The organism is Microvirga mediterraneensis, from assembly GCF_013520865.1.
In the GTDB taxonomy this organism is placed as follows: Bacteria; Pseudomonadota; Alphaproteobacteria; order Rhizobiales; family Beijerinckiaceae; genus Microvirga; species Microvirga mediterraneensis.
Genome location: NZ_JACDXJ010000001.1, coordinates 1 through 18,689 on the forward strand (window position 1 = coordinate 1; position 18,689 = coordinate 18,689).

Here is an 18,689-nt window from a genome sequence, read left to right on the forward strand (position 1 = left end):
GCGCTGCGAGCCTGAAGGTCAGTCGAGGGAGGGTGCGGTGCATCGCCCGGCTCGCTGTGAGTGTGAGAGTGGAAGAGCCGGACGGCGCCTCGCACGCGGTTCTTTTCAGGTGGACCAGCTGGGGAGCGCCCAAGGTCGACCTCCCGCGACCACAGGTGTGCGAGACCTGCGGCGGGACCGCCTCCCGCCCCGCACTGGCTGACGCCTCGCGAGCGCGCCCCTCGGCGGGCGGGAATGCGAACGATATAGCCGAGCTTGTCCGCCCTGTCAAGAACAAAGTAAGAACATAACGCTCGCCTCGCACCCTGCGCCCTGATCCTTCGAGACGCCGCTGCGCGGCTCCTCAGGATGAGGATGGCGGTTTCAGAGCCGGGGTTGTCTCAAAAAACTACTCCGCATCCGGCTGAACGGAGGGATGCGCTTTCCTGAAAGCTTCGTGCTCGCCGGCGAGCTTCTCCACGCGAAGGATGCGCGGATAGGATTCCAGCGGCACGTTGAACCGTCGTGCCGCGTAAAGCTGCGGCATCAGATAGACATCGGCCATGCCGGGTTCGGGCCCGAAGCAGAAGCCCTCGTCGCCGATCAGCGCCTCGACGGCGGCGAGCCCCTGCCCGACCCATGTGGCGATCCAGGCCGCCACGTCCTGCTCCGAGCGCCCGAAGTTCTTCCTCAGGTGGTTGAGCGGGCCGACATTGTGCAGGGGATGGATATCGCAGCCGATGATCGAGGCGACGGCGCGCACCTTCGCCCGCTGGACGAGATCGGCAGGGAGCAGAGCGGGGTCCGGATAAGCCTCCTCCAGATATTCCAGGATGGCCGGGGACTGGGTGATCACGTTCTGCGCATCGAGCGCAAGAGCCGGCACGCGGCCTTGCGGGTTGATGGCGCGATAGGCGGGCGCGTTCTGCTCGCCACCGTTGCGGACAAGATGAACGAAGGCCTGCTCGGCCTCGATGTTCTTCAAGGCCAAGGCGATGCGCACGCGATAGGAAGAGGTGGACCTCCAATAGGTATAGAGCTTCATGGAGATAACCTTAGAGCGCTGGCAGGATCACGGCCCGGCATTCGCCGAAACCGATGGGAGCATAGCCTTCGCGGCGGCCGCGAGCGCGCAGGATCACCTCGTCGCCATCCTCCAGGAAGCGCCGCTCCTCGCCGGAGGCGAGCACGACCGGGTTCTTGCCGCCCAGCGTTGTCTCGAGAATGCTGCCGCAACTCTCCCGATCGGGCCCCGAGATCGTTCCCGTTCCGATGAGATCGCCCGGCTGAAGATTGCAGCCGTTGCTGGTGTGGTGCGTGATCATCTGCGCTACGGTCCAGTACATGTGCCGCGCATTCGACACGGCGAGGCGATGCGGCGCCAGGCCCTTCTCCCGCAAGCCCGGCGTGAGAAGCAGGACCTCGAGCTCCAGGTCGAACGCGCCTTCCTTCCTGTCGGCCTCATCGGTGAGATACGGCAACGGTGCGGGATCGCCATCGGGCCGCTGCGGCTGAGCGATCCGGAACGGCGCAAGCGCTTCCGGCGTGACGATCCAGGCGGAGACCGTGCTGGCGAAATTCTTGGCCAGGAACGGACCCAGGGGCTGGTATTCCCAGGCCTGGATGTCGCGCGCCGACCAATCGTTCAGCAGGCAGTAGCCGCCGACATGGCTGGGCGCCTCGTCGATGCGGATAGGCTCTCCGAGATCGTTGCCGGGGCCGACCCAGACGCCGAGCTCCAGCTCGTAATCGAGCCGCTGGCTCGGACCGAAACCGGGAGCCGCGGCATCCGCGGGCTTCGCCTGACCGCGCGGTCGGCGCACCGGAACGCCGGAGGGACGAATGGACGAGGCCCGGCCGTGATAGCCGATGGGCACGTATTTGTAGTTCGGCAGCAGGGGATTGTCGGGGCGGAACTGCTTGCCGACATTGGTGGCATGGTGAATGCCGACGTAGAAGTCGGTGTAGTCGCCGATGCGCGCCGGCAGGTGCATCGTGCAATCGGCTGCGTCATGCAGGCACTTCTCCACCTTGTCCTGATCCGGGCTGCCCTGAGCCAGCAGATCGGACAGCCGCAGGCGCAACGCCTGCCGAGGCCCTGCGCCCGTCGCAAGAAACCCATTGAGAGCCGCGCCGGAAGCAGCCTCCGCCGCCTTGGCGGCCTCGCCGGTGAAGAGGCCGGTCGCGAGAGCCGCCGGCAGGTCGAGGATCCGGTCGCCGATGGCCACTCCTCCTCGCGGCGCGCCGTCGCCGGGGCTGAAGACCCCGAGCGGCAGGTTCTGGAGCGGGAAGTCCGGGTGGCCGTTGGCCGAGGGCACGAAGCTTTGACGCTTCGGGTCATGCGTGTGATCGAGCACTATCGTCTTTCCCCTCAGCGCTGGTTCGGGTTGAAGTGCTTCTTCAGCTTATGGCCGTAGGAAGCGTAGTCCTTCTGCAGCGACTCGGTGCCTGCCGCGAACGCCGTTACCTTCTGCGGGAAGCGCGTCTCGAACATGAAGGCGAGCGTGCCTTCGAGCCGGTGCGGCTTCAGCTCCACGTTGCTCGCCTTCTCGAACGCATCCATGTCGGGCCCATGCGGCAGCATCGTGTTGTGGAGCGACATGCCGCCCGGCACGAAGCCGCCGCCGGTCTTGGCGTCGTAGACCCCGTAGATCAGTCCCATGAACTCGCTCATCACGTTCATGTGGTACCACGGCGGCCGGAAGGTGTTCTCCGCGACGAGCCAGCGGTCCGGGAAGATCACGAAGTCGATGTTGGCGGTGCCGGGCGTCTCCGACGGCGACGTCAGCACCGTGAAGATCGACGGATCGGCGTGATCGTACAGGATCGGACCCACGGGCGAGTAGCGGCGCAGGTCGTACTTGTAAGGCGCGTAGTTGCCGTGCCACGCCACCACGTCGAGCGGCGAGTGATCCATGTCGGCGACCCAGAGCGAGCCGCCCCACTTCACATACATCTTCGAAGGCGCGTCCTTGTCCTCGTAGGCCGCCACGGGCGTGAGGAAATCGCGCGGATTGGCCAGGCAATTGGCCCCGATGGGCCCGCGCTCCGGGAGCGTGAAGGCGCCGCCGTAGTTCTCGCAGAAATATCCGCGCGCCGGTCCGTCGACAAGTTCGACCCGGATCTTCACGCCGCGCGGGATCACGGCGATCTCGCCCGGCTCGATGTCGATGATGCCGAACTCCGTCCACAGGCGGACACGGCCCTGCTGCGGCACGAACAGCATCTCCCCGTCGGCATTGTAGAAATACTCGTCCACCATCGAACGGGTGATGAGATAGACATGGGCGCCCATGCCGGCCTGGCTGCCGGCGTCGCCCGCCGTGGTGATGGTGCGGATCCCCTCAAGGAACGAGACGCTCTCCTCCGGCAGCGGGATCGGGCTCCAGCGCATGGGCGCGATCGGCACCTCCACCTCGGCCGCGGGCGCCGTGCGCCACAGGCCGATATCGGCCTTCCGGAACTCGCCCCAATGGGTCACGGTCGGACGGATGCGGTAGAGCCAGGAACGCTCGTTGGTTGTGCGCGGCGCCGTGAAGGGCGAGCCGGAGAGCTGCTCGGCATAAAGCCCGTAGGAGCATTTCTGCGGCGAGTTGCGGCCGATGGGAAGCGCGCCGGGCAGCGCCTCGGTCTCGAAGCCGTTGCCGAAGCCGGACATGTAGCCGGGCTGGATGGCGCTCTCGAGCCGTTCGGCGGCTTGGCCTTTCAGGGATGGGTTCTGGACATTCATGGTCGTGACCTCCACAATTGGTCGCGACTGTAACTGTCTATTTTGTAACCAACAACGCCATGACCAAACTCCAGCTCGAACAATTCCTGCCCTATCGGCTCAACCGGATCGCCTCGGCGGTGTCACAGGATTTCCGCTCCGTCTATGGCCCCCACCACGACCTGACGATCCCGGAATGGCGGGTGCTGGCGACCCTCGGACAATTCGAGGAAATGGGCGCCAAGGCCATCGGGCGGCACTCGGCCATGCACAAGACCAAGGTGAGCCGCGCCGTACGCGCCCTGGAAGAGAGACGCTGGCTCAAGCGCCGCGAGAGCGAGGAGGACAGGCGGGAGGAAATCCTGACCCTCACGGAGCTCGGCCGGAAGGTCTATCGCGACATCGTCCCGAAGGCGGCGGCGTTCGAGCGCCGCATCCTGGACGAGCTCGGCCCGGAGGCCAAGCCGCTCCTGAAAGTGTTGGAGCGGCTCGAACGGATTTTCAGCGCGGCGTGACGTCGAAGCCGAAATACTTCATCGAGAGCTTCTCGATCGTCCCGTCGGCCTTCGCTTCGGTGATGGCCTTGTCGAACAGCGCCTTCAGCTCCGGATCGCTCTTGCGCAGGCCGACCGAGCTTCCGCGCCCGAGCATGCCGCCCTGGAAGCGCGGCCCGACCAGCGTCATCTCCTCGTTGCCGACCTTTGCGGCAGCGCCCGACAGGTAGGCCGTCGAGGCCATGATCAGGTCGATGCGCCCGGCCGTCAGGTCGAGGTCGTGCTGCTCAGTGGTCTTGTATTCGCGGATCTCCGCCGTACCCTTCAGATACTTGTCGAGGAAGTTCGCGGCAATCGACGAACCCTGCACGCCGATGGTCTTGCCCTTCAGGACCGGCTTCAGCTCCTCGATGGCGGCTGCGGCGCCCGCCTCGTTGGTCGCCAGCGAGAAGATCTTGCCGTTCAGCGGCATGTTCACGAGCGGCCCCGACTTCAGCACCGCGAAGGTCTGGCCCGTCGTGCCGTAGGGCTGGGTGAAGGCCATCACCTCCTCGCGCTTGGCGGTGGCCGACATGCCGGCCATGATCGCATCGAACTTGCCTGCATTCGGTGCCGGGATGATGCCGTCGAAGGACTGCGCCTCGATGGTGCACTCGACCTTCATGCGCTTGCACAGATCCTTGTAGAGATCGATCTCGAAGCCATCGAGCGTGCCGTCCGGCTTTGTGAAGTTCCACGGGGCGAAAGCGCCTTCCGTGGCGATGCGGACCTTCGTCCAGGTCTTCTCCTGCGCCGTCGCGCCGGTCCCGAGCGCGAGCGCCGCGCCCGTGAGCGCGAATGCCAGAATCTTGCCGATGATCTTCATGATGATCCCTCTGTCGATGGTGCACGAGCGTGTCGCGCCCGGTTGTGTCGTGGTTGGAAAAACGATGCGTGGTCCGTCACGCCTGGGAAGAGATCTTCCTCGCCGAAACCGGCGGGTCGACGTCATCCGGTATCGGGTTGACGAATGGCGTGCCGTTGAGCCGCTCGCGAAAATCCGCCTTGGCCGCTTCGATCAGCGCGGGATCGAGAAGGAGATCGACCGCCGTTCCGGCCATCACCTTCGCGGCGTGCTCCATGCCCTTGTGCGCGGCTGGAGCCTTGCCCTGCGCCACGAGTTGCCAGGAATGGCCGGGCGTTCCGACCGCATAGGTGGCGCCGCGCATCTGAACGGTCGGCACCACCCAGCTGACGGTTCCGACATCGGTGGAGCCCACGAGGGTTCCGTCACCGCTTTCGGGCGGGACGATCACATCGCAGAGCGGGACGCCCATGCGCGGCTTCAGCCCGAAGCGCGCGAAGGACGACTTGATGTCCTCGACCGAGAGCGTCTTCTGGATCTCGGCCGCGAAGGCCTTGTCCTTCTCGTCGAAGACGGGCGGCCCGAGCCGCTCCAGATTCTGGTGCATCAACTGCTCCAGAGGCGTGTTGCCGACCAGGTTCGCATCGCCGCTGACGATCTCGCTGCGCACGGAGGTCTCCGTCATGAGCGCCGCTCCCTCGGCGATCTTCTTCACCCGACGGAGCAATCCCTGCATCTCGGGCAGGTCGCGGGCACGGATCAGATAGCGCACCGTCGCCTTGGCCTGCACGACATTGGGCGCGATGCCACCCGTATCGGTGACCGCATAATGGATGCGCGCGGTGCTCGGCATATGCTCGCGCATGTAGTTGACGCCGACATTCATGAGCTCGACCGCATCAAGCGCGCTTCGGCCCAGATGAGGCGAGGCCGCCGCGTGGGAGGCCCGCCCGCTGAAGTGGAAGTTCAACTCGTTGCACGCGAGCGAGATCGGGTTGTTGACGCCGGCGAAAGGCGCGGGATGCCAGGAAATGGCGATGTCGACGTCGTCGAAGACACCCGCCCGCACCATGAAGCCCTTGGCCGAGCCCCCCTCCTCGGCCGGGCAGCCGTAATAGCGGACCCGCCCCTTGATGCCATGCGCTTCGAGATAGTCCTTCACGGCCGTCGCGGCCATGAGCGCGCCGCTGCCGAGCAGGTTATGGCCGCAGCCGTGCCCGTTGCCGCCTGCGACGAGCGGCCTCTGCTCCGCTAATCCCGCAACCTGGCTCAGCCCCGGCAGGGCATCGTACTCGCCCAGGATCGCGATGACCGGCCCGCCCTCGCCCGCCTCGCCCATGACGGCGGTCGGGATGTCCGCAACATTGCGGGGGACCCGGAACCCCTGCTGCTCGAGAACCGCCACGTGCTCGGCACAGGAGCGGTGCTCCTCGAAATTGAGTTCGGGCATGTCCCAGACGCGGTCGCTGAGGGCATAGAAGACCTCGCGCTTGGCCTCGATTAGATCCCATATTTCTGAGGAATTCTTTGCCGCCACGCCCTGACCCTTCCTGCATGGCCCCACGGACCCGCCGCCTGGAGAGGTCCCTGCCATACCAATTGAATGTTAGCCAAAATTGGTACCAATATGATGCACAGCTCCGGATGCTATGCAAGAGGAGACAAGGCGAATGATTTTGCGGTCGTGTCGCTTTCTGCCTAAAGGAGGAGCAGTGCACCCCAAAGGACGTGACGACATTCCATGACCGACACGGATGCTCCCTTGAAGAAGGCCTGGATGAATGTCGCCGATCTGATCGCGCGCGATGTCCAGTCCGGCGCCTTCGCCCCCGGCACATGGCTGAAGCAGATCGATCTCGAGCAGCGCTACGGATCGGGCCGCCCGGACGTCCGCCGCGCGCTCGACTACCTGACCCAGAAGCGGCTGGTGCAGCATGTGCCCAACCGGGGCTATCACGTCGTTCTGCCGGACGGGGAGCAGACGGCCCACATTCTCGAGCTGCGGGTCATTCTCGAAACGGCTGCCGTCGACAGCATCGTGGCCAACGCGACCTCCGAGGCCATCGAGCGGATCGAAGCCCTTGCCCGCAGGTTCGACGAGATGATCCTCCACGGCACGGTCCTGGAGCAATACGAGGCGAACCTCGCCTTTCACCGCGAGCTTCTCGGCCTGTGCTCCAATCCGGAATTATCCTCTCTGGTGACGGATCTGCGCAGCAGGACCTCGTCCGCATTGGCCGGCCAATGGAGTACGCGGGCGCGCGTCGAACAGTCGAGCCGCGAACATCATGCCATGGTCGAGGCTCTCGGCGCCCGGGATGCGCAGCGGCTCAAGGACGTCATCGCCCTGCATATCCGCCAGCCGAAGAACGAAGGCACTCCGCGGCAAAGTGGATCCGTATCGCCGTAAAACGCGGCAGATCCCACTTCACCGCTTCGCCGCCGGCATCACGTGCCGGCGACGATCGACCGAAGGTCCCGGCCCTCGACGAAGCCTTCGAGCGTTGCGCCGAGTTTCCCGACGTCCTTCAGGTAGGGAAACGTGTTGTGGCCCGTTTCCAGCTCGATGACTTCCGTATGCGGGAACGTGCCCAACCGGCTTGCGACCTCCATGTCGAAGGCATTCTGCCTGCCGGCCAGGATCGTGATGGAGCTTCCGGCATTGGCGGACAGAACCGGCGTCAGATCCGCGCAGTCGATCCGCGCGTCCTTCAGGTGCCGGATGCTCAGGCTGCCCGGCATGTTCAGGATATATTCCGGAGCGGATGCCAGGATGCGGTCGGCCCCGATGGCGACGCCGATGCCCAGGGCGGGGAAAGCCCCCATCGAATGACCCAGGCATAGGATTTCGTGGTCGCCGAAGTCAGATCTCACATCCCTAAGGAATGCCAGGAGACCCGTATAGGAGGACGCAACGCCTGGAATCCCTGTCTGATACCACGCATTCCGGCCGGGATTCAGGAATAGCTTCTTGCAATCCACGTCGCGCAGGAAACTCGAATGCGATCGCGTTCCGGGTTTCTGGTCGATATAGGCAAAGACAATCAAAAGCTTCTTACGATCGGATACAGGTTCGAAAATAACATGGTCCGAATTTCGGACGGAAATCGATTCGGTTCTCATCAGCTCCTGCAACATGCCAGGATCGATCCTCTGCAATATGTATCGCCAGTTGTCGGCATCCATTTCATCCCTGCCGCCCGAACGCCGCCTTTGGCTTTTCGTCTGCAGACGAGCCATTCTTCGAGCGACTGCTGGAGCGCCCTGCACCTGTCTGGTCAAGAACCCGCTCTACTGCCCATGGGCCGCGATGGATTCCAGCTCGGATCAGGACGATGCACGGACGCAGAGACGGATTACTCGTCCGCTCCCATGTCGCGATAGCGGACGGCATTGCTCCATGTCTGCTCGATGCGCTTCAGTGTCCGGAATGTCGTCTCCAGATCGCGCATCTCCGCTTCATTGCGTGCCACGAGCTGCTGATAGGTTTTGTCGTTTCGCCTGATCATGTCGCACAAGGCGCGGCCCTTCTCCGACAGGCGGATGCGGGCGGATCGGCGATCCCGTTCCGAGGCCGTGCGAATGACATACTCGGCCTCGACGAGCCGCTTGAGACTGTAGGATGCGTTCGACCCGAGATAGTAGCCGCGCTCGATCAGGTCGCGGACCGACAGCTCGCTCGACCCGATGGTGAAAAGCATCATCACCTGGGATGGACTCAAATCGTCGATCCCGGCCTCGATCAGATCAGCCCGCACGAGATCGAGCGAGCGCCGGTGCAATCTCTCGATCACGCGAACGATCTCGATATGGCTGATGCCTGCCGGCTCCGCCTGAGGCACCTCAGGGCTTTCCGGGCGGCTCACGGGCGCATCGCTCCTCCGGTACAGATCCTGCAAGGCCGCAGGCAGTTGAGGTTCCGGATCGTCCTGCGCGACGATCCAAGGCAAGGAGTTTGATATATTTTGCATATTATACCCCATTATTGGCCAATCAAATTAGTTCGAAATTCGAACTAATTTGATATTTCTCTTGGCGTTGGTGGCTTATCCAAGCGTTAAACTAAACAACCTTGGATAGTCCTTACTGTTGTTTCCTCTGCCAGAGACTTTTATTGTTAGGCGAATCATACTTTATGGGTAGACGCTCTACCATCGATGATTCATAAATATCTTCGAATATCTTTTAGGCAAAATTTTGATCTGCCGCATCATTGCCTCTTTTGGAGCCATTCCTGCATGAGCAAAACGGCCAATTCGGAAGCCGCCGATATCCTCCACCAGGGGCGCAAAGCGTTTGCGACCGGCGTGGCCTATGCGGCCGCCCTGAGTGCCGTCATCAACGTGCTTCAGTTGATCGTCCCTCTCTTCATGCTGCAGGTACATGACCGTGTCGTGAACAGCCAGAGCACGGACACATTGATCATGCTGATCATCGTCTCCGCCATCGGCCTCGCGATCTATTGCATCCTCGACTATGTGCGCGCCCTCACCTATCAGGTGATGGCGAGCAAGCTGGTCAGGAAGCTGAACCTCCCGGTCCTGGAAGCCGCGATATCGGCCTCCGTGACGAAGGGCATCTCCAAGTCCGGCCAGGCGATCCGCGACCTCAACGACATCCGGACCTTCATCGTCGGCAACGCGATCAGCGTCCCGCTGGAAGCCTTCTGGGCTCCCATCTTTCTCGGCGTCCTGTTCGCCCTCCACTGGCTCTATGGCCTGGTGGCCCTGGTCTCGGCCACCATCATCATTTCCTTAAGCCTCCTGTCCGATTTCCTGACGCGCAGGGCCATGAAGCGCGCCAATGAATCGTCGTTGCAGAGCATCAGCGAGATCGGCGGCACCCTCCGTCACGCCGAGGCGATCGAGGCCATGGGCATGCTCCCGGCCCTCTCGGAGCGGTGGCGGCATTCCCAGCTGCACACGCAGGATCTCCTGGATGTGGTGACGCGCCGGAGCCGCGCCATGGCGTCGTTCACGCGAACCTGCCGGTATGCCATGCAGATCGCCGTTCTGTCGGTCGGAGCCATTCTGGTCATCAAGCAGGAAGTCAGCCCGGGTTCGATGGTGGCGTCGAGCATCATCATGGGACGCATGCTCCTGCCCTTCGACTCGATGGTCGACGGATGGCGGCAATGGGTGCTGGCCCTTTCGGCCTGGAAGAATGTGACCGATCTCATCGAGCACCAGGCCCCCAAGCGCGAGACCAAGCCGACGCCGCGCTCCCAGGGCGACCTCACGGTCGACCGGCTGGTCTATGCCCCGCCCGGAGCCGACGTGCCCGTGCTCAAGGGAATCTCGTTCACCCTGTCGCCGGGCGAAGTGCTCGGCATCGTCGGCCCCTCGGCGGCCGGCAAGTCCACCCTCGCCCGCGCGCTGATCGGCGTGACCAAGCCCACGTCCGGCGGCGTCTATCTCGACGGCAACAACGTCTATCTCTGGGAGCGCGGCTCGTTCGGCGACATGGTCGGCTACCTGCCGCAGAGCGTGTCGCTCCTCGACGGGACGATCCGCGACAATATCGCCCGGATGCGCGATAGCGATCCGCGCCTCGTCCTGGAGGCGGCCCGCCTCGCCGATGTCCATGACATGATCGGCCGCCTGCCGCTCGGATACGACACGCCCCTGGGCGACGGCGGCCTCGCCCTGTCCGGCGGCCAGCGCCAGCGGATCGGCTTGGCGCGGGCCATCTACGGCAGGCCGCGCCTCGTCGTGCTCGACGAGCCCAATTCCAACCTGGATACGGATGGCGAGCGCGCGCTCGTGCGCACCATCGAGGCCCTGCGCGCCGACGGCGCCATCATCATCCTGATCGCGCATCGCCCCTCCGTCATGCAGGCCGCCGACAAGCTCATGGTTCTCCAGGAGGGCAGGATCAGCCAGTTCGGCCCACGGACATCCGTCGTCAGCTCGATCACCCCCGGCGAGAAGCCGATTGCCGCCGTGAAAGGAAGCGCATGAGAAAGCGTTCTGAGATCGTGGAACGGAAGCCGTTCGTGCCGGCGACCTACGCGACCGTTCATGTCGAAGCGACAAGAGACCGCCTCCCGCCGCGGGATCTGGGCGAGCCGTCCTATCGCGGGCCGGTGATCGCCGGTCTGGCGACGATCTTCCTCGGTCTCGGCGGCCTCACCACATGGGCCTTCTCGGCGCATCTCGACAGCGCCGCGATCGCGACGGCCACCGTCGTGGTCGATTCCAAACGCAAGACCATCAGCCATCTCGAAGGCGGCATCCTCAAGACCCTGCTCGCCCACGAGGGAGAGGTCGTGAAGGCCGGGCAGCCGCTGCTGCGCCTCGACGATACGCGGGCGAAGGCCGAACTCGAACAGCTGCGCTCCAGACGGCTCGGCCTCGAGGCGAGGCTCGTGCGCCTGCGCGCCGAACAGGCCGGGCTCGACGACCTCACCTTTCCCGACGCCCTGCTCCAGGCGGGCGGGCCGACGGCCGAGGATATCCTGAACGCCGAACGCAAGTACTTCACGGCGCGGCGCGAGATGTTCAACCGCCGCGTCGACATCCAGCGCAAGACTATCGCCCAGCAGGTGGCGGAACTCCAGGCCGTGCAGTCCCAGACCGAGGCGAATACCCGGCAGGCGGAACTGCTCGACCGGGAGCTCAAGGCCATCGCGGGCCTCGTGGAGAAAGGCTACGCGCCGCGTCCGCGCCTTACGGAAATGCAGACGCGCGAAAGCCAGCTTAAGGGCAATGCCGGCGAACTGGTGTCCCGCAAGGCCAAGGCCGAACAGGCGAAGGCGGCGGCGGAACTGGAGATCCTCTCCCTCGGAAACGATTTCCAGCAGCAGGTCGCATCGGACATCCAGACCGCGCAACTCGAGCTCGCCGATACGGTCGGGCGGATCGACGCGGCCACCGACATTCTCCGACGGGTCGAGATCGTCTCTCCGGAGAGGGGTATCGTGACCAATATCCGCTCCCATACCCTGGGCAGCGTTATCGGTGCCGGTCAGCCCATTCTCGACATCGTGCCAGAAAACGAACCGCTGATCGTCGAGGCCAAGATCGGCCTTCGCGACGTCGATGCCGTGCGCGTCGGCGCGCCGGTCCAGATCAGGCTCACCGCCTATAACAGCCGCAGCACCCCGCCCCTCGCGGGAAAGCTGACCTACCTTTCAGCCGACCAGCAGATGGACGACCGGAACAATTACGCCTACTTCGTCGCACGCGCCGAGATCGCGCCCGAAAGCCTGAATGCGAATTCCAAGGTCGCGCTCTATCCTGGAATGCCGGCAGAGGTCCTGATCGTCAACAAACCCCGGCGCGCCATCGACTACCTGCTCGCCCCGATCACCGAAAGCTTCGACCGCGCATTCCGGGAGGAATGATCCGAAGCCCTTCAGCATCGCTCACGTTCGACCGCGCTTCCACCGCGTGAAGCGACGCGCAAATATTAGTTCGAATTTCGAAACATATTGAATAAACCCACAAAATAAATTCAAACAAATAAAAGACAATATTGACTTATATATTCTAGTACATTGATGCCTCAGGAAAATACTACTTTAGGATTTACAAGTACTACTCATTGTTTTACTTAATGCACACCGGGACATTCTCGACATAAGCACCTCCCGGAAATCTCCTTGCGCAAATAGCGCTTCATTTTGGCTCGAACATGCAACCGGGTGCGTCGCGGCTTGCCCGGTGCTGACAACAAGGATGAGAGATATGGCGACTATTGGTGGTGGAGCCTCAAGCGATGTCTTGCACGGCACGCACGGACCGGATGTGATCTTCGGAAACGGCGGCGACGACCTGATCTTCGGCGGCGCCGACAGCGATGCTCTCTTGGGCGGCGCCGGAGCGGACACACTCTTCGGCGGCAACGAAGACGACTGGATCTCCGGCGGCGCCGATGACGATGTTCTGTTCGGCGGCAACGGAGCCGACGTGCTTCAGGGCGATGCCGGAAACGACATCCTGTTCGGCGGCAACGGCGACGACATCCTGCTCGGCGGCGCCGGTGACGACTACCTTCGCGGCGGCAACGGCAACGATATCCTCCGCGGCGGCGACGGCAGCGATGTTCTCGAAGGCGGCTCCGGAGACGACATTCTTCAGGGCGGTGCCGGCGACGATATCCTGCGCGGCGGATCCGGCGACGACATCCTGGATGGCGGCGCGGGCGACGACATCCTTCAGGGTGGCGCCGGTGGCGACACCTTCGTCTTCAGCGGCGGTGGCGGCAACGACGTCATCCTCGACTTCAAGGCCGGCCAGGACATCCTGCAGATCTCCAAGGGGATCAACGGAACCGATATCGCTTCGGCCGAGGATCTTGCCGGTCGTGTCCATCAGGTGGGCCACAACACGATCGTCGATCTCGGAAACGGCGACACGGTCACCCTCGTGAACGTGAACGCCGACGACATCAACAGCAACCCGAGCGACTACTTCTCGGTTCACTGATCCGCCTCTACGGCAAAGAGCGGATGCCGCGGGCGCTTCTGCGGCATCCCACAAGGACAGATGGAGACAAGAAAGCGATGGCGGATTTTGCCATGCTCGCATCACCAGCCGATGACCTCGCCTCCCCGAAGGTGGCGTCTCTCGGGCGCGATGTGGTTCTGCTCACCTGGGACGTGCCGCACACTGAGCGGGGCTCGCCGTCGAGCCTCAGGAGCGGCGGCGAAGACATCTGGCCTTCCGCGTCGCTGCGCCTTTCCCTGCCCGGTGGAGGAGCACGCCTCTTCTGGGTTTTCCAACGTCCGGACGACGAACGTGCACGCCTCGATCTCCGCCTCGAAACGGGCGGCCATGGAAGCTCCGTCACCATTGATCGCGATGTGACGCCGGCCCCGGCGGACGCCGAGGACCTCCTCGACGGCATCGACGCTCATGGTCGCGTGGCTCTCGCGTCAGCCCTGTTCAACGTATGGGGCGCGATGTTCCGCCTGCGGCGGGACAGAACCTTCATCGGCCTTCTGGGCGACCTTCTCACGCAGATGGCCCCGACGCCCGGACAGGCTGTCGCCATCGCGCAGATCGCAGACGATTTCGTCCTGGCGCAAACGTCGCTCGTCACGGGATTCGGCAAGATCGACGCGATCTATACATTCGGCAGGAATGGACCGACGCGCATTCATGCCCTTCCCCACAGGATTCGAAATGGGAAAGACGGGCGGGATGTCGTTCATCTCCTGATCGACCGCGCGCGGATTCCCGCCGACGATCCTCTCCTCATTCTGATCGGCCCCGGAGGCCTGTCCGTCCGACGCCTTCTCAAGCCGGATGCACGCCTCCCCTCCATCGAACGTTGGTTCCGCGAGCAGGCGCATGCGGCGCCCGGCCTGCGGGAGCACGTGCTGAAGGAGATCGCCGAACGTTCCGCAGCGGGTCCTGCTTATGCGCTCGAGCTGCAACTGCGGTCTCCCCTGCGCCCGCGCCGGCTTTCGAGCAGCCCCACGGCTCCGTCGGCCGAGATCATCTCCGCGCTGTCGACATCTGCGGGAACCCTGGTGACGGGGTGGTATCGTGACCCGGTCAACCTCTTCTCGGGGATAGAAATCGGCAGCTCCGAGAGCGAACCGCTCGATCTGACGAAGGACCTGTTCACGTTTCCCGTCGAAGTTGCAGGGGCGACGAAAGGGTCCCGCCAGGGAGCCACGGGCTTCGCCGTTCTGGCCCCGACAGGCACGGGCGCGGCGCAGAACCTGCAACCGCGATTTCATCTGCGTCTGAAATCCGGCGCACGCCATTCTCTCGTGCCGCGTCCCCAACCGGCCGATCCGGCGGAGGCTCGCGCCATGGCTTTGCGCGCCATCCCGGCGCAGCATGTGGACCAATCCGTCCTGACGCAGGTCCTCCGGCCGGCCATCGCCCATCTTCATGCTCAGGTCCGCAATCGAATCGGGCGGCCCTCGATCCGAAGAATCGGCATCTCTCACCAACGTCCGAAAGCGTCGGTGATCATTCCGCTCTACCGGAACCTGGAGTTCCTTCGCTTTCAGATCGCCGCCTTCGCGGCCGATCCATGGATTCGCGCGAACGCGGAGCTCATTTACGTGCTCGACTCTCCCGAGCAGGCTCAGGAGGTCGAGCATCTCCTGGGTGGACTCCATCTGGTCTACGCGCTTCCAGTTGTTCTCGCCATCATGGAGAGAAACGGCGGATATGCGCGCGCCAACAATGTCGGCGCATCCATCGCGAAGGGCGATGTTCTCGCGCTGGTCAATTCCGACATCATCCCGGTCTCTCCCGGATGGCTTGAAGCGCTGGCCGCGCGCCTGAACGGTCGCCGCCGAATCGGCGCCCTCGGACCCAAGCTCCTGTTCGAGGATGGATCGATCCAGCACGCGGGCATGTACTTCTCGCAGGACCATCGCGGCTACTGGCTCAACCAGCATTTTCACAAAGGCATGCCGCGCGACTACGCTCCGGCCTGCGAAGAACGCGTCGTTCCCGCCGTGACCGGCGCCTGCCTCGTCACCACGAGGTCCCTGTTCGAATCCGTCGGCGGCTTCACGGAGGATTATGTGGTCGGAGATTACGAAGACAGCGATCTCTGCCTCAAAATAACCATGACGGAGCGCAAGATCGCGTACGTCCCCGACATCGAACTTTACCACCTCGAACGGCGGTCGATGTCTCTCAACGCCGAGTACATGCGCGGGATCGCCTGGCAGTACAATTGCGCCCTCCATACCGAGCGCTGGCGCGATGTCATGATTGCCGCAATGCAAACCGGACGTCCCCGTAAAGGAAGGAATGTCGCCATATGAATGCGCAGTTCGATCTCACGAACGCTTCGCGCGCGCCGGGCCTCGGTCCGGATGCAGACGCGGTTCTCAAGCATATGATGGAGCGGATCGCGCAGGATAATTCCTTGCCGGCTCCTCCACCGGAGAACGTCTTCGTCGGTGATGGCGACTATCGTGCGATCGGCGTCGAGTATCTCGGCCACTTCGTTCGGATCGGCGGGCTTCAGCCCACCGACGCGGTGCTCGACATAGGATGCGGCATCGGTCGAATGGCCGTTCCACTGACGCAGTACCTCGATCCAGAGAAAGCCTTCTATGAAGGCGTAGACCCTGTGAATGCGGGCATCGAGTGGTGCGTGCAGAACATCACGGCGTCATACCCGAATTTCCGGTTCTGCCGCGTGGATGTGGCGCACGAATTGTACAATCCGGGTGGAGCGATAGCAGGCCATGAGATCGTCCTGCCGTTCTCCGACGCGAAGTTCGACTTCGTCACGATGGTGTCCGTCGCGACCCATCTGCCGGAAGCTGAGATTGCCGCCTACGCGCGAGAGGTCATGCGCCTGCTGAGGCCTGGTGGCCGCCTGTTCCTGACCGCCTTCGTGGTCGCGGCGGGCGATCCGGACAGGCAGACAGCCCGTCCGCGCTTCACGCGGGGGAAGATGCCCGGGACATGGTACGGAGACCCATTGGCGCCGCTCGGCGCCATCGGCTTCGACGCGGGGATCATCGAGGACATTCTCAAGAAGGCCGGTCTTCACATCCGTCGCCTGAGCCTCGGCCATTGGCGGGGGATCGAAAGCACTCATTACCAGGATGTCATCATCGCCGTGAAGCCGGAGGAGAGCACGTGACAACACGCGTTCTGGTCGTTGCCCACAATCATCCGGATTTTCATCCTGGCGGGACGGAAATCCTCGCCCATGATCTCTTCCGGGAATACCGCTCGCGTCCCGACGTGGAAGCCTTGTTCCTGGCCGCGACGAACAATCTCCATCGCGGGCAAAGGCCGGGCACGAGCTTCCAGTCCCCCGGAGGCGCACCGGACGAAGTCGTCATGTGGTGCGGGCATTTCGATCAGTTCAACCTGAGCCAGATCGATGCTTACGGAGTCGTTCCTCATCTCGTGAGCTTGCTCGAAGATTTTCGGCCCGACATCGTCCATATTCACCATGTCCTGCTCATGGGCGTGGAGTTCATCGCGCTCGTGCGACGCATTCTGCCGAACGCCCGCATCGTCATGACGCTCCACGACTACTTCCCCATCTGTGCCCACGACGGGCTGATGATGCGGACGTCCGGCAAGGAGCGATGCGACCGCGCAACGCCCCATCGCTGCAACGGATGCTTTCCGAACATCCCGGCCGACCGTTTTCTTCTTCGCGAGACCTATATCCGGACCCATCTCGACCAAGTTCACCGTTTCGTCGCCCCCAGCCGCTTCCTCAAGGAGCGTTTCGTCAGCTGGGGACTTCCGTCCGGTTCGATCGAGATCGTCCCCAATGGGCGCCCCGCCGTCGTGCCGTCCGCTCATCGCTCGGCTCCATCGGGCAGGCGATCCGTGTTCGGGTATTTCGGCAACCTCAATCCCTGGAAGGGCGTTCCCGTTCTCCTCAAGGCGGCTCAGCGCCTCATCGCGGACGGCGTCGATGATTTCGAGCTTCGCCTGCACGGAGGCGCGCCATTTCAGGCGAAGGAGTTCGTCGAGAAGATCGACACGCTTCTCAACGAGACGGAGCCGCAGGTCGTCAGGCTCGGGCCCTATGGGCGTGAGGACGTTCCGGGCCTCATGGCGGCAGTCGACTGGGTGGTGGTGCCGTCGGTCTGGTGGGAGAACGCCCCCCTGGTGATCCAGGAGGCGTTCGCCCATCGGCGTCCCGTCATCGCCAGCGGCATCGGAGGAATGGCGGAAGCCGTGCGGGACGGGATCGACGGCCTTCATGTCCGCCCCGACGACCCGTCCCTGCTCGCCCGCACCATGCGGCAGGCCATCGAGACACCCGATCTTTGGGACACGCTGGCCGGCGGGATCACTCCGCCTGACGACATGACCACCGTCGCGGAGCGGCACCTCACTCTCTATCGCGGCCTTCTCAAAGGCGCCGATATCATCGAACTGAAGGCGAACGCGGCATGAGCACAGCACAATCAAAGAATGCGGTGGCCGTACCGGCGGGTCCGCAGCTCCAGGGGCGCGTCGACGCCATCGAAGGACGGCGCCTGTACGGATGGGTCTGGGATCGCACCCGCCCGACGGAACGCCTCCTGGTCCGGATCAGCCTGAACGGAGAGAACCTCGCATCGACCACGGCCGACATGCCGCGCGTCGACCTGCGCCGCAACGGGATCGGCGACGGCGGCTACGCCTTCGAGATCGAGCTGCCGGACACGGCCGGCCAAGGCACCGCCAGCCTCTCCGTCGTGGCGATCTCCCCGTCGACCGGCGAGGAACTCGTCCTGCAGGCTCCGAGCCAGGACGAGCGCGCGGCCGAGGCGGCGATCAACGCGCCGCTGAACCGGGTGTTCGACCGGCTCGAACTGCTCATCGAAGCGCAACGCCGCTCGCAGATCCTGCAGCGCGAGGCTGTCGAGAGTCTTCGGGGAACGTCGACGCAGATCAACGAAATCGTCGCCGAGGAGAACGGCATCGCGGCGGCTCTCGACGCGGTCAGGGCCAATCAGACCGACCTCGCCCAGAAGATCTCCGACATCGAAGTCTTCCACATGCGCTTCGACAGGGTTCTGGCGGATTTCGGAAAGCAGATCGACGACCTCGGATCCTCCGTCGACCGGCCGATGCGAAGAGCCGTCGCGCTGCTGATGGCGTTCGGGGGAATTTCCGCCGTGAGCGCCATCGCGGCCCTCATCGTCCTCCTGCGCCATCCTCCCTGGTAGTCCCCTGTCGAAGCGCGAGCGGAAACGGTCATCGAACGGAAATTCAGG

General features: G+C 63.7%; 16 protein-coding genes. 9 read left to right on the plus strand and 7 right to left on the minus strand.

Annotated elements, in window-relative coordinates; genetic code table 11:
- Positions 1-388: 388 nt before the first annotated feature.
- The 3 genes from maiA to hmgA are packed head-to-tail and all read right to left on the minus strand — an operon-like array spanning position 389 to position 3,709.
- Positions 389-1,024: a maleylacetoacetate isomerase gene (gene maiA / locus H0S73_RS00005; protein WP_181050206.1), complete on the minus strand. Its 636-nt coding sequence runs from the start codon at positions 1,022-1,024 to the stop codon at positions 389-391.
- A 10-nt stretch (positions 1,025-1,034) separates the two neighbouring features.
- The gene (fahA, locus tag H0S73_RS00010; RefSeq protein WP_181050207.1) at positions 1,035-2,336 is read right to left on the minus strand and encodes a fumarylacetoacetase; all 1,302 of its coding nucleotides are present in this window, start codon (positions 2,334-2,336) and stop codon (positions 1,035-1,037) included.
- Positions 2,337-2,350: 14 nt separating this feature from the next.
- Complete coding sequence (gene hmgA / locus H0S73_RS00015) at positions 2,351-3,709, minus strand: homogentisate 1,2-dioxygenase (protein WP_181050208.1); 1,359 nt, start codon at positions 3,707-3,709, stop codon at positions 2,351-2,353.
- Positions 3,710-3,768: 59 nt separating this feature from the next.
- Between hmgA and H0S73_RS00020 the strand changes: the two genes are divergently transcribed.
- The gene (locus tag H0S73_RS00020) at positions 3,769-4,203 is read left to right on the plus strand and encodes a MarR family winged helix-turn-helix transcriptional regulator (protein WP_181050209.1); all 435 of its coding nucleotides are present in this window, start codon (positions 3,769-3,771) and stop codon (positions 4,201-4,203) included.
- Here the strand turns inward: H0S73_RS00020 and H0S73_RS00025 are convergent.
- Together H0S73_RS00025 and H0S73_RS00030 are read right to left on the minus strand one after the other, a co-directional pair.
- On the minus strand, positions 4,190-5,047 hold the full coding sequence (locus H0S73_RS00025; protein ID WP_181050210.1) for a transporter substrate-binding domain-containing protein: 858 nt from the start codon (positions 5,045-5,047) through the stop codon (positions 4,190-4,192). The two genes, H0S73_RS00020 and H0S73_RS00025, sit on opposite strands and share 14 nt — an antisense overlap.
- Before the next feature lie 76 nt (positions 5,048-5,123).
- On the minus strand, positions 5,124-6,563 hold the full coding sequence (locus tag H0S73_RS00030) for an amidohydrolase (protein WP_181050211.1): 1,440 nt from the start codon (positions 6,561-6,563) through the stop codon (positions 5,124-5,126).
- A gap of 204 nt (positions 6,564-6,767) precedes the next feature.
- On the opposite strand from H0S73_RS00030, the gene H0S73_RS00035 reads away from it, so the two are divergent.
- A complete protein-coding gene (locus H0S73_RS00035) occupies positions 6,768-7,436 on the plus strand; it encodes a GntR family transcriptional regulator (protein ID WP_181050212.1) in 669 nt (222 codons plus the stop codon).
- A 38-nt stretch (positions 7,437-7,474) separates the two neighbouring features.
- On the opposite strand, the gene H0S73_RS00040 is transcribed toward H0S73_RS00035, so the two are convergent.
- Positions 7,475-7,852 carry a hypothetical protein gene (locus H0S73_RS00040; protein ID WP_181050213.1) on the minus strand — a complete coding sequence of 126 codons (378 nt, stop codon included), beginning with the start codon at positions 7,850-7,852 and terminating at the stop codon, positions 7,475-7,477.
- A gap of 530 nt (positions 7,853-8,382) precedes the next feature.
- Positions 8,383-8,997, minus strand: a complete 615-nt coding sequence (locus H0S73_RS00045) for a MarR family transcriptional regulator (protein WP_181050214.1) — start codon at positions 8,995-8,997, stop codon at positions 8,383-8,385.
- Between the two features lie 267 nt (positions 8,998-9,264).
- Here H0S73_RS00045 and H0S73_RS00050 point away from each other — a divergent pair, with 267 nt between their 5' ends.
- The 7 genes from H0S73_RS00050 to H0S73_RS00080 all read left to right on the plus strand — a co-directional run bounded on the left by H0S73_RS00050 (position 9,265) and on the right by H0S73_RS00080 (position 18,641).
- On the plus strand, positions 9,265-10,986 hold the full coding sequence (locus tag H0S73_RS00050; protein ID WP_181050215.1) for a type I secretion system permease/ATPase: 1,722 nt from the start codon (positions 9,265-9,267) through the stop codon (positions 10,984-10,986).
- On the plus strand, positions 10,983-12,371 hold the full coding sequence (locus H0S73_RS00055) for an HlyD family type I secretion periplasmic adaptor subunit (protein WP_181050216.1): 1,389 nt from the start codon (positions 10,983-10,985) through the stop codon (positions 12,369-12,371). Before H0S73_RS00050 ends, H0S73_RS00055 begins: the two co-directional genes overlap by 4 nt.
- A 343-nt stretch (positions 12,372-12,714) precedes the next feature.
- The gene (locus H0S73_RS00060) at positions 12,715-13,455 is read left to right on the plus strand and encodes a calcium-binding protein (RefSeq protein ID WP_181050217.1); all 741 of its coding nucleotides are present in this window, start codon (positions 12,715-12,717) and stop codon (positions 13,453-13,455) included.
- 92 nt (positions 13,456-13,547) lie between these two features.
- Positions 13,548-15,767: a glycosyltransferase gene (locus H0S73_RS00065; protein WP_246388664.1), complete on the plus strand. Its 2,220-nt coding sequence runs from the start codon at positions 13,548-13,550 to the stop codon at positions 15,765-15,767.
- Positions 15,764-16,600 (plus strand): class I SAM-dependent methyltransferase, encoded by an 837-nt coding sequence (locus H0S73_RS00070; protein ID WP_181050219.1) that lies wholly within the window; start codon positions 15,764-15,766, stop codon positions 16,598-16,600. The genes H0S73_RS00065 and H0S73_RS00070 overlap by 4 nt, the downstream gene beginning before the upstream one ends.
- A complete protein-coding gene (locus tag H0S73_RS00075; RefSeq protein ID WP_181050220.1) occupies positions 16,597-17,883 on the plus strand; it encodes a glycosyltransferase in 1,287 nt (428 codons plus the stop codon). The genes H0S73_RS00070 and H0S73_RS00075 overlap by 4 nt, the downstream gene beginning before the upstream one ends.
- Positions 17,880-18,641, plus strand: coding sequence for a hypothetical protein (locus H0S73_RS00080; RefSeq protein WP_181050221.1), 762 nt, complete (start codon positions 17,880-17,882; stop codon positions 18,639-18,641). The genes H0S73_RS00075 and H0S73_RS00080 overlap by 4 nt, the downstream gene beginning before the upstream one ends.
- Positions 18,642-18,689 lie beyond the last annotated feature (48 nt).